We start from the raw sequence: 14,685 nt of genomic DNA on the forward strand, positions 1-14,685 counted from the left end.
AGTGTGAAATAACGTAATTGAGGAAACTAAAAAGAGAATTCTATATTGGCTTATGACTTATTACTCGCCGCATCCCTGAATATGGAGTTCATTATGCAGACCTATTTTGATCAGCTCGATCGCGTTCGTTATGAAGGCCCGAAATCCGCTAACCCACTGGCTTTCCGTCATTACAATCCGGATGAGCTGGTCCTGGGCAAACGGATGGAAGAGCACCTGCGCTTTGCGGCCTGCTACTGGCACACCTTCTGCTGGAACGGCGCTGATATGTTCGGCGTGGGCTCCTTTAACCGCCCGTGGCAGCAGCCGGGCGAAGCGCTGGAAATGGCGAAACGCAAAGCCGATGTCGCGTTTGAGTTTTTCCAAAAACTAAACGTACCGTATTACTGCTTCCACGACGTTGACGTTTCTCCGGAAGGGGCGTCGTTGAAAGAGTATGCCAACAACTTCGCGCAGATGGTGGATGTGCTGGCGGAAAAACAGCAGCAGAGCGGCGTCAAGCTGCTGTGGGGTACGGCAAACTGCTTTACGAACCCGCGTTACGGTGCCGGTGCGGCAACCAACCCGGATCCGGAAGTGTTCAGCTGGGCGGCCACTCAGGTGGTGACCGCGATGGATGCGACCCACAAACTGGGCGGGGAAAACTACGTCCTGTGGGGCGGCCGCGAAGGCTATGAAACTCTGCTCAATACCGACCTGCGCCAGGAGCGCGAGCAGATTGGCCGCTTTATGCAGCTGGTCGTGGAGCATAAACATAAAATCGGTTTCCAGGGCACGCTGCTGATTGAACCTAAACCGCAGGAGCCAACCAAGCATCAGTACGATTACGACGCGTCTACCGTCTATGGCTTCCTGAAACAGTTCGGCCTGGAAAAAGAGATCAAACTGAACATCGAAGCGAACCACGCGACGCTGGCCGGCCACACTTTCCACCACGAAATTGCGACCGCCATTGCTCTGGGTCTGTTTGGTTCCGTTGATGCTAACCGCGGCGACCCGCAGCTGGGCTGGGATACCGACCAGTTCCCGAACAGCGTTGAAGAGAATGCGCTGGTGATGTACGAAATCCTGAAAGCGGGCGGCTTCACCACCGGCGGCCTGAACTTTGATGCTAAAGTGCGTCGTCAGAGCACCGACAAATACGACCTGTTCTACGGCCACATTGGCGCGATGGACACCATGGCGCTGGCGTTAAAAGTCGCTGCTCGTATGATTGAAGACGGCGAGCTGGATAAACGCGTCGCCAGGCGCTATGCCGGCTGGAACGGCGAGCTGGGTCAGCAGATCCTGAAAGGCCAGATGAACCTGGCGGACATTGCCCAGTATGCCACTCAGCATAACCTGGCGCCGGAGCACCAGAGCGGCCATCAGGAACTGCTGGAAAACGTGGTTAACCGTTACCTCTTTGATCGCTAATGAGGGCGATGATGCCCGGCGAGCCCGGGCATTGGCGATAACCGATGCTTTATTCGCGCCACGCTTAGCCGTGGCGCGTCAGTAAGGAGAGGCTGTATGTATATCGGGATTGATCTGGGCACCTCGGGCGTCAAGGCTATTCTGCTCAACGAGCAAGGCGAGGTCGTGGCTTCGCATACCGAAAAGCTCAACGTGTCGCGTCCGCACCCTTTATGGTCTGAACAAGATCCTGAGCACTGGTGGCTGGCGACGGACCGCGCGATGAAAGCGCTGGGCGCGCAGCACTCGCTGCGCGAAGTCAAAGCGTTAGGTATTGCGGGCCAGATGCACGGCGCGACGCTGCTGGATAAGCAACAGCGCGTCCTGCGCCCGGCAATTTTATGGAATGATGGCCGCTGCGGTGAAGAGTGCGCGCTGCTGGAAGAGAACGTCAGCCGTTCGCGGCAGATAACCGGCAACCTGATGATGCCGGGATTTACCGCGCCGAAGCTGCTGTGGGTACAACGTCACGAGCCTGAGATCTTCAAACAGGTCGATAAAGTCCTGCTGCCAAAAGATTATTTACGTTTGCGCATGACCGGTGAGTTTGCCAGCGATATGTCCGATGCCGCCGGAACGATGTGGATGGACGTGGCGCGCCGCGACTGGAGCGATGAGATGCTCGCCGCCTGCGGTCTGAGCCGCGATAACATGCCGGCGCTGTTCGAAGGATGTGAAGTGACGGGTTCGCTGCGCCCGGCCGTCGCGCAGTCGTGGAATATGCCGGAAGCGCTGGTGGTAGCCGGCGGCGGCGACAACGCGGCGGGGGCAGTGGGTGTTGGCATGGCGGATGCGGGCCAGGCGATGCTGTCGCTGGGGACCTCCGGCGTCTACTTTGCCGTCAGCGACGGCTTTCTTAGCAAGCCGGAAAGCGCCGTACACAGTTTCTGCCACGCGCTGCCCGGGCGCTGGCATCTGATGTCGGTCATGCTGAGCGCAGCTTCCTGCCTCGATTGGGCGGCGACATTAACCGGCCTCGGCACGGTTCCGGCGCTGATTGCGGCGGCGGAAGCGGCGAACGACGATGCCGATCCGGTCTGGTTCCTGCCCTACCTCTCCGGTGAACGTACGCCGCACAATAATCCGCAGGCCAAAGGCGTCTTTTTCGGCCTGACTCATCAACATGGTCCGGCGGAACTGGCGCGGGCGGTGCTGGAGGGCGTCGGTTATGCGCTGGCGGACGGTATGGATGTGGTTCACGCCTGCGGCGTGAAGCCCGAGAGCGTCACGCTTATCGGCGGCGGCGCGCGCAGCGCCTACTGGCGGCAAATGCTGGCGGATATTAGCGGCCAGCAGCTGGATTTCCGCACCGGCGGTGACGTCGGCCCGGCGCTTGGCGCGGCGCGGCTGGCCCAGCTGGCGTTGCATCAAAATATCGCGTTTTCCGATCTACTTCCTCAGCTCCCGCTGGAACAGGCTCATCGTCCTGATGCCGAACGCTTTGCTCGTTACGCCCCTCGCCGGGAAACCTTCCGCCAGATTTATCAGCAGCTTTTACCGCTGATGTCCTGATTCTTTCGCCCCTGTCGATGGGGCGAATTCATCTCTTGAATGTTTTTAAATTCATGTAGTTATCGAGTGTATTTATATATTCCGAATTTGTCGTTTCAGGGACGAAAAGTACGGATAAACGCATCCTGCCAGTCCACAATGGGGCCTGTCTTATGCCAGGGAGGCACCATGAAAAACAATCTTATTGCAAGGCTGTTGATGTCTGTTGGCGCACTGGTTTATCTGGTGGGAATCTGGCGAACCTGCCCATTATTTAGCGGTAAAGGCTATTTTCTGGGCGTTCTGGTCATGGGGATGTTTGCTGTGCTCACGCATCAGCGAACGGCGCAGGAAGCACAGCGAGACGGCGATTTTATCTCGCTGTGCCGGCTGGTGCTGCTGCTGTCGGCGGGATTGCTGCTGGTCGGCGCCTGGTTTGTCCCGGCTCCGTGGCGTGAAAAAAGTATTTACGTGATGGCGTGGTTTGTCTGTATGTACGGTGCGTCGGCAACGCCTTATCCCGCTAAAGTCACGGATAAAGCTCGCAATAACTCAGTGGAATAAGCTGTCAGCGGACAGCGAAGAGAGGTAGTTACAAATGGAAACGAAAGCGACGACATATTCACCCGCGTTTCATCTGATCTCATGGATTGCGCTGGTTGGCGGCATCCTGACGTATCTGATTGGCCTGTGGAACGCGCAGATGGAGCTCAATGAAAAGGGCTACTATTTTGCCGTACTGGTTCTGGGGCTTTTTTCCGCCGCCTCTTATCAAAAGACGGTGCGTGATAAATACGAAAAGATCCCAACCACTACGATGTATTACTTGTCCTGCCTGATCGCCTTTGCGATTGCTGTGGGTCTGCTGGCGGTGGGATTGTGGAACGCAACGCTGATGCTCAGTGAGAAAGGCTTTTATGGCCTGGCGTTCTTTTTAAGCCTTTTCGGCGCCGTGGCGGTGCAGAAGAATATACGTGATGTCTGGGATCGTTCTTCTCTAAGCGAGGTCGGCGCAGTCACGGAAGAGCCCGCTGAGTAAACGACGGCGCCGGCGTTGAACCGCAGGCGCCGTTTTTCAGCTCACCAGCCGGCGGCTGTCAATGCGCTGTACCAACATTGATAGCGCCAGGCTGCCCAGCAGCGCAGCGCTGAATATCCAGGCAATATCCAACATTGGCCAGCGGGTCAGCTCAAGTCCGCTGGCGCGCAGCGCGTGAATAATCAGCGCATGAAACCCGTAAATGCCTAACGAATGGCGCGCAATAAGCGCAATAAACGGCAGCTGACGCGTATTGAGCGTATTTTTTACCAGCGTCAGCAGGGCGAGCGCGCAGACAAAAACCGCAGGGCCGCAGTATAAATACCAGGTATCACCAAAATCGCCGCGCCAGCGCAGTTCGTGCAGCGTGCCGCGTGATATTACCCATACTCCCGTGATGAATAGCCCAGCGCAGAGCGCAGTCAGCCATTTTTTATCGGTATCCAGCGTGCCGATTGCCCGCCCTAATACGCCGTACATCACGTAGTAGAACGTATCGCCGTTGATATAGAGATTGAGCGGCAGCCATTCAACGCCTGCGGCTTTCACCGGGACCATATTGGGGTTTGCCAGAATACCCAGCACCAGCATCAGCGCCAGCAGCATCCTGCCGCTCACCTGCTTAACCTGCACCAGCGGAGAAAGCAGGTAAATGACCACGATAGCGAAGAAGAACCACAGATGGTAGAACACCGGTTTCTGCAGCAAATTTCTCAGCGACAGTTCAACGTTGATGTGGGTAAACAAGGTGATATAGAGCAGCGACAGCGCGCTATAAAAGAGAATGCACAGCGCGATACGCAGAAAATGGCGGGGCTGGGCGCTGCGCTCGCCGAAAAACAGATAGCCTGAAATCATGAAAAACAGGGGGACGCTGACGCGAGATGCCGAGTTGAGGATATTGGCGAGATCCCACTCCAGCAGGCTGATGGTGTGCGGATGCGTGATATACCAGGTGGTACTATGAATCATGACCACCATCATGCAGGCAATGCCGCGCAAATGAGTAATCCAGTGAATTTTTTCCTGCATCAGTGCCTCTGTTTCTCCTTCTCAGAAAGGGTCTGACCGCCCTTATACGCTGGTATCGCAGTGGAATAATCCGAGTTTTTCGGCATAGACTTGTCGAGGTGTGGCCCAATTCGCACAATGTGCCGATTATTTAACGTAACCTGCACGATAACAATTTACTAACAAGGCGGTCGAGAAAAAATGGTGATGAAATATGTGTTTTCTGGACTACTGCTGTGCCTGCTGGCGGGCTGTAGCGCGACGCCGTCTCCGCCAGTGCAGAAGGCGCAGAAAGCACGGATAACGCCGCAGGCTACCCTCAATATGGCGCAGCTTTGCAAGGATAATGCCGCCGTTCGTTATAGTACAGGCGTGCGCCAGGTTGACATCAGCCATTTCGAGCAGTTTCAGGGGAGCTACGAGCTTTCGGGCAAGACTGCGCGGAATGAACGTTTTATCTGTTCTTTTGACCCGGACGGACAGTTTTTGCATCTTTCCATGCGCTAAACGCGCCCACGGTGGCGCTTATTTCCGCAATTTTCCCTAAACAATCCCGTTTCATACTGTATATCTCGCAGCCAGCGGGTATACTGGCTCCTTCCTTTAAATCCACACGTATCCAGCACGAAATCATATGCAAAAGTTTGATACCAGGACCTTCCAGGGCCTGATCCTGACCTTACAGGATTACTGGGCTCGCCAGGGCTGCACCATTGTTCAACCACTGGACATGGAAGTCGGCGCAGGCACCTCTCACCCGATGACCTGCTTACGCGCATTGGGTCCCGAGCCGATGGCGACCGCCTACGTGCAGCCTTCCCGCCGTCCGACCGATGGTCGCTACGGTGAAAACCCGAACCGTTTACAGCACTACTATCAGTTCCAGGTGGTGATAAAACCCTCTCCGGATAATATCCAGGAGCTGTACCTTGGGTCTCTGAAAGAGCTGGGTATGGATCCGACCATCCACGACATTCGCTTCGTCGAAGACAACTGGGAAAACCCGACGCTGGGCGCCTGGGGTCTGGGTTGGGAAGTGTGGCTGAACGGTATGGAAGTCACGCAGTTCACCTACTTCCAGCAGGTTGGCGGTCTGGAGTGTAAGCCGGTCACCGGCGAGATCACCTACGGTCTGGAACGTCTGGCGATGTATATCCAGGGTGTCGACAGCGTTTACGATCTGGTCTGGAGCGATGGCCCGCTGGGTAAAACGACCTACGGCGACGTGTTCCATCAGAACGAAGTGGAGCAATCCACCTATAACTTCGAATATGCCGACGTGGACTTCCTGTTCTCCTGCTTCGAGCAGTATGAGAAAGAAGCCCAGCAGCTGCTGGCGCTGGAAAACCCGCTGCCGCTGCCTGCCTACGAGCGCATTCTGAAAGCCGCCCATAGCTTTAACCTGCTGGACGCGCGTAAAGCCATCTCCGTCACCGAGCGTCAGCGCTATATCCTGCGCATTCGCACCCTGACCAAAGCAGTGGCTGAAGCTTACTATGCTTCCCGTGAAGCCCTGGGCTTCCCGATGTGCAACAAGAATAAATAAGAGGCGGCCATGTCTGAGAAAACTTTCCTGGTGGAAATCGGCACTGAAGAGCTGCCACCAAAAGCACTGCGCAGCCTGGCTGAATCCTTTGCTGCGAACGTGACCGCAGAGCTGGATAACGCTGGCCTCGCGCACGGTAAAGTTGAATGGTTTGCCGCACCGCGCCGTCTGGCGCTGAAGGTGGCGAATCTGGCGGCTGCGCAGGCAGACCGTGAAGTTGAAAAACGCGGCCCGGCGATTGCCCAGGCGTTTGACGCCAGCGGCCACCCGAGCAAAGCGGCCGAAGGCTGGGCGCGCGGCTGCGGTATCACCGTCGATCAGGCTGAACGTCTGACGACCGATAAAGGCGAATGGCTGCTGTATCGTGCCCACGTGAAAGGCGAGAGCACCGAAGCGCTGCTGCCGAACATGATCGCGACCTCGCTGGCGAAGCTGCCGATCCCGAAACTGATGCGCTGGGGCGCGTCCGACGTCCACTTCGTGCGTCCGGTTCATACCGTGACCCTGCTGCTGGGCGACAAAGTGATCCCAGCCACCATTCTGGGCGTGCAGTCCGATCGCGTTATTCGCGGCCACCGCTTTATGGGTGAGGCGGAGTTCACTATCGACAATGCCGATCAGTATCCGCAGATCCTGCTGGAGCGCGGTAAAGTCATCGCCGATTACGAACAGCGTAAAGCCAAAATTAAAGCCGATGCGGAAGAAGCGGCGCGTAAAATTGGCGGCAACGCCGATCTGAGCGAAAGCCTGCTGGAAGAGGTGACTTCACTGGTGGAATGGCCGGTGGTCCTCACCGCGAAGTTCGAAGAAAAATTCCTTGCGGTGCCTGCCGAAGCGCTGGTTTACACCATGAAAGGGGACCAGAAGTACTTCCCGGTTTACGACAACGCGGGCAAGCTGCTGCCGAATTTTATCTTCGTCGCCAACATCGAATCGAAAGATCCGACCCAGATTATTTCCGGTAACGAAAAAGTGGTGCGTCCGCGTCTGGCGGACGCTGAGTTCTTCTTCAATACCGACCGTAAAAAACGTCTGGAAGATAACCTTCCTCGCCTGCAAACCGTGCTGTTCCAGCAGCAGCTGGGTACGCTGCGCGATAAGACCGATCGTATTCAGGCGCTGGCCGGCTGGATCGCTGAGCAGATTGGCGCGGACGTCAATCATGCTACCCGCGCGGGCCTGCTCTCCAAGTGCGATCTGATGACCAACATGGTCTTCGAGTTCACCGACACGCAGGGCGTGATGGGGATGCACTACGCGCGCCATGATGGCGAAGCGGAAGACGTTGCCGTTGCCCTGAACGAGCAGTATCAGCCGCGTTTTGCCGGCGATGACCTGCCGTCTAACCCGGTGGCCTGCGCCGTGGCGATTGCTGATAAGATGGACACCCTGGCGGGTATCTTCGGTATCGGTCAGCATCCGAAAGGCGATAAAGACCCGTTTGCGCTGCGTCGTGCCGCGCTGGGCGTGCTGCGTATCATCGTTGAGAAGAACCTGAATCTGGATCTGCAAACGCTGACTGAAGAAGCGGTGCGTCTGTACGGCGACAAGCTGACGAATGGCAACGTGGTCGACGATGTTATCGACTTCATGCTGGGACGCTTCCGCGCCTGGTATCAGGATGAAGGCTATACCGTCGACACGATTCAGGCGGTACTGGCGCGTCGTCCAACCCGTCCGGCAGACTTCGATGCGCGTATGAAGGCGGTTTCCCACTTCCGTACCCTCGAAGAGTCCTCCGCCCTGGCGGCGGCGAACAAGCGTGTATCCAACATTCTGGCGAAATCAGACGTGACGCTGAACGATATCGTTCACGCCTCCGTACTGAAAGAAGCGGCTGAAATCAAGCTGGCAGGCAATTTAGTCGTGCTGCGCGATAAGCTGCAGCCGTACTTCGCCGAAGGGCGTTACCAGGATGCGCTGATTGAGCTGGCGTCCCTGCGCGAGCCGGTGGATGAGTTCTTCGAGAACGTGATGGTGAACGCAGAAGACCAGGATGTGCGCGTAAACCGACTGACGCTGCTGTCCAAGCTGCGCGATCTGTTCCTGCAGGTAGCGGATATTTCCCTGCTGCAGTAAGTGAATGGGTAATAATAAAAAACCTGCCTGCGGGCAGGTTTTTTTATACTAAAAATATAAGTAAGTGAACCATTAATAATTCGCTGATTGATATTTTCGTTATTTTCATTGATTGCCGGGAATTATTTTAGGAATATGCCAACGTAGTCTGGTCAGATATTTACGGTAGAATGCTGACGGGTGCTTGAGACTGTTTGTCTCAGGCGTTCAGCGGGAGACAAACAGAGAAAAGCCCCACCTGATGATAAATCAAAGTGAGGCTCCCCTATGCATGAACACCATAAGAGTAGCCTCTTACCTGTTGAAAATCAACACGGGAGGCGAGGAATGCCGCAAAAGTATCTGTTGTTTAGCTTAATAGTGATTTGCTTCACTATTTTATTATTTACCTGGATGGTGCGTGATTCGCTGTGTGAATTACAGCTCAGGCAGGGGAATATTGAGCTGATGGCGTTCTTAGCCTGTGGGATTAAAACGTAAGAGACGGTGGCGGAGAGCGATCTCCGCCATTCTTACGGCGTTAAGCATTCTTATAGCACCCTGTTTTTTTCATGAAATCATTTATTTCGCCTCCTGAAACCAGGAGGCTTTTTTTCCGGATTCACGGCCTGTCGAAAAAACAGGCTTGAAATGTATACCGGGGTATGGCTATCCTATGGCCCGACGAATCCCTCGTCTCACCGGAGAGCACGCGCCAAATGAACAAACACGACTGATGAATTTCACGCCTTGCTTCGCGCTATTTGCGAGCAGGGGAGGTATTGATTTCATTCAGGAGTGCTTATGGCTCATTGTGCCCGGTCCCCCTCTTTTCTTTTGCATCAGGTCACCTGTCAGTTAGCGACGGGAGATACGCTTTTTGGTCCGCTGAATTTATCGCTGGAAGGCACCCTCTGCGGGCTTGTCGGGCGCAATGGCGTCGGTAAAACCCGATTATTGCGTTTGCTGGCGGGCCTGGACTCGCCGTCGAGCGGCCATATCGAACGTGTGGCTTCGGTGAGCTACGTTGCTCAGCAGCATGTCATGTTTCCTGATACGACGCTGGCGGAATGGCTTGGCGTCGAATTCGTTTTTTCTGCTCTGGCTCGTCTTGAACGGGGCGAAGGGCGAGCCGACGATCTTGAACGTCTTGATGGCTTTTGGGATCTCCCGGAGCGCCTGAATGCAGGATTCCAGGCCGCTGGCTTAGGAGAATTTTCCCCCGGACGGCTCGCCTCTTCGCTGAGCGGCGGGGAAAGAGTGAAGGCGCAGCTGTGCGGAGCGTTCCTGTCCGACGCGGATTTCCTCCTGCTTGACGAACCCACCAACCATCTCGACCGACAAGGCCGCGCGTGGCTATATCAGCAGCTTGAGCAATGGCGAGGAGGGGCGTTGATCGCCAGCCACGATCGGGAGCTACTGACCCAAATGCCGCGCATCCTCGAGCTGGCATCCGCGGCTTTGCGCAGCTACGGCGGCAATTATGTGGATTATCAGCAGCAGCGTGAGCTGGAGCAGCAGGCGGCTCGCGCCGCGCTGGAGCATGCGGTTACTGAAAGGCGACGAACCCGGGCGCGGATGCAAAAAGAGCACGATGCCTGCCGGCGCCGCTCGGCGCAGACGTTGCGCACTATCGACACGCTCAATATCGCTTCATTTGAGCGTGTTGCCTGGAAAGGGGCGGCAAAAGAGCGTCCCGGCACCCTTAAGCGCCAGCATCGTGAACAAAGCAGCATCCTCAACGATGCGATAGAGCAGGCGCGTGAGCGGGTAGAGGAAGACAACCCGGTGATGTTTACTCTGCCCGGTAGCCTAGTCGCTGCGGGAAAGCAGGTGCTGGAGCTGGACGCGTTGCGGCTGACCCATTCACCGATGGCAGCGCTGGACTGGCGTATAGATGGGCCGATGCGCGTGGCGCTGCGCGGCCCTAACGGCTGCGGTAAAACAACGTTGCTTAAAACGCTGCTGGGCCTGCAGCCGCCGCTCTCAGGAAGCTGCCGCTTATCGGTCAACGCGGCGTATCTGGATCAGCATCTGAGCCAGCTGGACCTGTCATTGTCCATCATGGCGCACCTGAATCTCGGTGATACGCCCTTAGAAGAAGGTGTGCTGCGCAGCCAGCTGGCGCAGCTACAGCTGGGGGCGGACAAAGTCCATCTACCGCTATCGGTTCTGAGCGGAGGCGAAAGATTAAAAGCGGCGCTGGCCTGCGTGCTCTGGCGACGGGAGGCTACGCAGCTGCTGCTGTTGGATGAGCCCACTAACCATCTGGACCTGGCGTCCACTCTGGCGATTGAAAAAGCGCTGGCACAGTTTCCCGGCGCGATGCTGGTGGTGTCGCATGATGAAGCTTTTTTACGGGCGCTGAAGCTGACCCATTGCCTGGCATGGCGGGAAGAGGGCTGGAGCGTTGAGAGGCTATAAATGCAAAAAACCGCCATCGATGGATGGCGGTGACTTAAGGCGCAAATAAAAAAATCCCCGCCGTTTGGCAGGGACTTAATAATTTTGAGCTTTTTAAGCTTACAGGCTGGTTACGTTGCCAGCTGCCGGGCCTTTAGCGCCGCTTTCGATGGTGAAGGAAACTTTCTGACCTTCGTCCAGAGATTTGTAGCCTTCGTTCTGGATAGCAGAGAAGTGTACGAACACGTCTTTAGAACCATCGTCAGGAGTGATGAAGCCAAAGCCTTTGTCAGCGTTGAACCATTTTACGATACCAGTCATTTTACCGGACATAGTGAATTACCTTTAAAAAAATAAATGAGCCTTGCGGCGTTACGGTCTGGACTACAGATTTAAAGCGATAAAGGGAAAGTTCACTACCGGGGTATCAACGGATAACCTTTGAAGGACTGCTCTATTCGAATGCTCTGTGGTCTTTACTTCAAACCTGCGAGCATTAACGCATGTTCACGTTGTGATAGCAAACTTTTTTTTCGTTGGCATGAAAACGGTCCTTTGGCAGGACCGCTAGCCGAAACCCATAAACGCTAAAATTATGAATCAATAAGCTGTCTTGAAAGCTGCGGATTCGCCTGGATCAGGCGCATCAGCTTAAGCTCTGTGGGAGAAGGCCTTACGCGTCTCGATTCCCACTCTTGTACCATTGCTACGCTGACGCCCATGGCGTTGGCAAAATCATCTATTTTCAGCCCGGTACCTTTGCGTAGCTGGTCAAATTCAATGCATGCGGCGGGCTTACGCGTCAGCGAGGCCGCCTGAGCCTGATCTTTAAAAATAATTTGTTCAAGGTTGCTCAGCAGTTCAAATGCAGGATCTTTATATTCCATTGAGAACTCCTCTCTTTCATACGGCGGAGGGTGAATTATGTAGAGCCTCTTAAGAATAGTCGGAAAAAAAGGCCAGGAATGCTTACCCTGGTAATTATTTATCACCCGAGGTTCTTTCGCGCCGCGTCGGACGATATAACATGCTGAAAAGTAATAGAGAGAGCCGATAAGCAAATTATTGTAAACAGATAAGAAGAAAAGCGGAAAAGGCCAGCGCGCGCCCGCTGGCCGGTGAGTTACGCCTTTTGGAGCTTCTCCACTTCACCCTGGGCCGCCGGAGGTTGCCGTTGGCCAAGCTTATATTTGACCAGCAGCGCGGTGGCCGACAGGAAGGCCGGGATTGCCAGCAAGGAGAAAATCGTTTCGAAAGAGAGCTGGGCCTGCATCAGGAACGCACCGCTAAAGGCGCCGAGAATGCCACCAAATCGACCAATCCCTAACATCCAGGCCACGCCGGTCGCGCGTCCCTGGGTGGGATAGAAACCGGCGGCCAGCGCAGGCATTGATGATTGCGCGCCGTTCATAATGCTGCCGGCGATAAATACCATTATCCCCATCAGCAGCAGGTTATGGGTCGAGAAACCAACCAGACAAACGAACACGCCGGTCAGCAGCCAGCCCACGGCCACCACTTTGTTTGGGTTGAGCTTATCCATCAGAGCGCCGAGGATAAGCACGCCAATCCCGCCACCCAGCGGGAACAGCGCGGTGATAATAGAGGCCTGGCTCATCGTCGCACCGGTTTCGCGGATGAGCAGCGGCAGCCAGCTGGTCAGCAAATAGAAGATCAGCAGGCCCATAAAGTAGGTCAGGCACAGCATGACGGTGCCGACGGCGTAGCGCGGTGAGAAAATCACGCCGATGGACGATTTCTCCTTTACCTGGCCCGCTTCGCGTAGTTCAAATTCCGCCTGCTCGGGAACAGGCGCGATGCGGCGCAGGATCGCGGCGATACGCTGGGCAGGCTGGCGTTTGACCACCATATAGCGCGCGGATTCCGGCAGAAGAAAGATCAGCACTACCGCCAGCAGCAGCGGCATCACGCCGCCAAGCACCAGCACGCTTTGCCAGCCGTAATGGGGGATCATCCAGGCGGAGAGGAAGCCGCCCAGCGAGGAGCCCATCGGAAAGCCGACGAACATCAGGTTAACCATCAGCGCCCTACGCCGCTCTGGGGCGTATTCGCTCATCAGCGTCGCGGCGTTCGGCATGGCGGCACCCAGCCCAAGGCCGGTAAGAAAACGCAGCAGCGTCAGCTGGTTAAGGCTGGTAGCAAAGGCGGTCAGCAGGCTGAAGCCACCGAAAACCACGATGGACATAATCAGAACTTTTTTCCGCCCAACGCGGTCGGCGAGCGGTCCGGCGGTCAGCGCACCGACCGCGAGCCCGACTAAGGCGGCGCTCATGACCGGGCCTAACGCCGATTTTTCGACGCCCCATTCCTGCACCAGGTCAGAGGCGATAAAGCCGATTATCGCGGTATCGAATCCGTCCATCGCGACGGTGATAAAACATAAGGCCAGAATCATCCACTGGTATTTCGTGAAGGGATGTTCATTGATAAAAGCCTGAATATCGATGGTTGTTTTCTTCATGCGGCATTCCTGGCAGGCAGAGCGGGGGACAGAGATAGATTATTGTTATCTCCCTCGCGGTCGTTGATGTTGTTTGTGCGATTATCGAACAAAAAGCCGTTAATCGCTCATTTAATAAAATCATCGAACGGCGGTTCAGGCAATGCAGGCGAAAAGGGAAGCGTGCGATTATCGTCCACTTTGCGACCCTTGCAGAAGAGAGAATAGATTAATAATAACAAAATCAATTTGTTAAGCGTTTCAGCCGAATGCCGGATGATAGCGGTAATTGTGATGAACTTAACAGCCGACGCGACTGGTCGCTAAAACGCTAAAAAACCGGCTTTCAGGGAGGAAGATTGTCAGGAAAAGGTATCCTGCAAGGCCGACCTGGACTATCCTTGTCAGCGTCTGGCACGTGTGTGTCTGTTTGCGCTTTTTTTGGCTGAAAGGAGTAAAAAAATGGCGACAGGAAAGTCCTGCTCTCGCTGGTTTGCGGCTATTGCGGCCCTGTTAATGGTGGTTAGCCTGAGTGGGTGTTTTGATAAAGAAGGCGATCAGCGCAAAGCGTTTATCGACTTCCTGCAAAATACGGCAATGCGTAGCGGCGAACGTCTGCCGACGCTGACCGCCGATCAGAAAAAACAGTTCGGGCCTTTCGTTTCCGATTACGCGGTGATTTACGGCTATTCACAGCAGGTAAGCCAGGCGATGGATGCGGGTTTGCGTCCGGTGGTTGATAGCGTGAACGCGATCCGCGTACCGCAGGATTATGTTACCCAGCGCGAACCGCTGCGTCAGGCAAACGGCGCTTTGGGCGTACTGAGCCAGCAGCTGGAGAACGCAAAAATACAGGCGGATGCCGCCCACGGCGCGCTGAAACAGGGCGACGATCTCAAGCCGGTCTTCGACCAGGTCTATAACAAAGTCGTGACGGCGCCGGCGAATGCGCTACAGCCGTTAATTCCGGCAGCGCAGGTATTTACCCAACAGCTGGTGCAGGTGGGTGATTTTATCGCTCAGCAAGAAACCCAGGTCAGCTTTGTGGCGAACGGTATTCAGTTCCCGACTTCGCAGCAGGCCAGTCAGTACAATACGCTGATTGGGCCGCTGGCCGCTCAGCACCAGGCCTTTAATCAGGCGTGGACCGCGGCAGTTAACGCGACGCGTTAACGGCTCTGACAGCCCGGGCAAGGCTTCACCTTAGCCCGGGTTTTCTTT

Annotated in this window: 14 protein-coding genes; 10 read left to right on the top strand and 4 right to left on the bottom strand. The window is 55.5% G+C overall.

Annotation, left to right across the window (positions count from 1 at the left end):
* The first annotated feature begins 93 nt into the window (after positions 1-93).
* The 4 genes from xylA (at position 94) to yiaA (ending at position 3,985) form a co-directional block, all read left to right on the top strand.
* Positions 94-1,416, top strand: coding sequence for a xylose isomerase (gene xylA, locus ABLU88_RS28255; protein WP_014227204.1), 1,323 nt, complete (start codon positions 94-96; stop codon positions 1,414-1,416).
* A gap of 96 nt (positions 1,417-1,512) precedes the next feature.
* Positions 1,513-2,967: a xylulokinase gene (gene xylB, locus ABLU88_RS28260; RefSeq protein WP_014227203.1), complete on the top strand. Its 1,455-nt coding sequence runs from the start codon at positions 1,513-1,515 to the stop codon at positions 2,965-2,967.
* Between the two features lie 168 nt (positions 2,968-3,135).
* Positions 3,136-3,510, top strand: a complete 375-nt coding sequence (gene yiaB, locus ABLU88_RS28265) for an inner membrane protein YiaB (protein WP_049082784.1) — start codon at positions 3,136-3,138, stop codon at positions 3,508-3,510.
* 34 nt (positions 3,511-3,544) lie between these two features.
* On the top strand, positions 3,545-3,985 hold the full coding sequence (yiaA, locus tag ABLU88_RS28270) for an inner membrane protein YiaA (RefSeq protein ID WP_032751661.1): 441 nt from the start codon (positions 3,545-3,547) through the stop codon (positions 3,983-3,985).
* Between the two features lie 36 nt (positions 3,986-4,021).
* On the opposite strand, the gene ABLU88_RS28275 is transcribed toward yiaA, so the two are convergent.
* Complete coding sequence (locus ABLU88_RS28275) at positions 4,022-5,017, bottom strand: acyltransferase (RefSeq protein WP_038423835.1); 996 nt, start codon at positions 5,015-5,017, stop codon at positions 4,022-4,024.
* 180 nt (positions 5,018-5,197) lie between these two features.
* Here ABLU88_RS28275 and ABLU88_RS28280 point away from each other — a divergent pair, with 180 nt between their 5' ends.
* The 5 genes from ABLU88_RS28280 (at position 5,198) to ABLU88_RS28300 (ending at position 11,024) form a co-directional block, all read left to right on the top strand.
* Entirely contained in the window at positions 5,198-5,503 is a 306-nt protein-coding gene (locus tag ABLU88_RS28280; RefSeq protein ID WP_014227200.1) for a YsaB family lipoprotein, read from the top strand.
* 127 nt (positions 5,504-5,630) lie between these two features.
* Entirely contained in the window at positions 5,631-6,542 is a 912-nt protein-coding gene (gene glyQ / locus ABLU88_RS28285; RefSeq protein WP_004126458.1) for a glycine--tRNA ligase subunit alpha, read from the top strand.
* 9 nt (positions 6,543-6,551) lie between these two features.
* A complete protein-coding gene (glyS, locus tag ABLU88_RS28290) occupies positions 6,552-8,621 on the top strand; it encodes a glycine--tRNA ligase subunit beta (protein ID WP_025106788.1) in 2,070 nt (689 codons plus the stop codon).
* A gap of 327 nt (positions 8,622-8,948) precedes the next feature.
* The gene (gene hokA / locus ABLU88_RS28295; protein ID WP_348838836.1) at positions 8,949-9,101 is read left to right on the top strand and encodes a type I toxin-antitoxin system toxin HokA; all 153 of its coding nucleotides are present in this window, start codon (positions 8,949-8,951) and stop codon (positions 9,099-9,101) included.
* 303 nt (positions 9,102-9,404) lie between these two features.
* Entirely contained in the window at positions 9,405-11,024 is a 1,620-nt protein-coding gene (locus tag ABLU88_RS28300) for an ATP-binding cassette domain-containing protein (RefSeq protein ID WP_348838838.1), read from the top strand.
* A gap of 99 nt (positions 11,025-11,123) precedes the next feature.
* Here ABLU88_RS28300 and cspA read toward each other — a convergent pair whose 3' ends face one another.
* From cspA to ABLU88_RS28315, 3 genes are all read right to left on the bottom strand, one after another.
* A complete protein-coding gene (gene cspA, locus ABLU88_RS28305; RefSeq protein ID WP_004126446.1) occupies positions 11,124-11,336 on the bottom strand; it encodes an RNA chaperone/antiterminator CspA in 213 nt (70 codons plus the stop codon).
* A 260-nt stretch (positions 11,337-11,596) separates the two neighbouring features.
* Complete coding sequence (locus ABLU88_RS28310) at positions 11,597-11,890, bottom strand: HTH-type transcriptional regulator (RefSeq protein WP_004106774.1); 294 nt, start codon at positions 11,888-11,890, stop codon at positions 11,597-11,599.
* Between the two features lie 236 nt (positions 11,891-12,126).
* Positions 12,127-13,485: an MFS transporter gene (locus tag ABLU88_RS28315; protein WP_004855352.1), complete on the bottom strand. Its 1,359-nt coding sequence runs from the start codon at positions 13,483-13,485 to the stop codon at positions 12,127-12,129.
* Positions 13,486-13,926: 441 nt separating this feature from the next.
* Here ABLU88_RS28315 and ABLU88_RS28320 point away from each other — a divergent pair, with 441 nt between their 5' ends.
* The gene (locus ABLU88_RS28320) at positions 13,927-14,637 is read left to right on the top strand and encodes a DUF3053 domain-containing protein (RefSeq protein WP_004126443.1); all 711 of its coding nucleotides are present in this window, start codon (positions 13,927-13,929) and stop codon (positions 14,635-14,637) included.
* Positions 14,638-14,685: the final 48 nt, after the last annotated feature.

It is taken from the genome of Klebsiella sp. GW_Kp182 (assembly GCF_040062275.1).
GTDB classification, from domain to species: Bacteria; Pseudomonadota; Gammaproteobacteria; order Enterobacterales; family Enterobacteriaceae; genus Klebsiella; species Klebsiella michiganensis.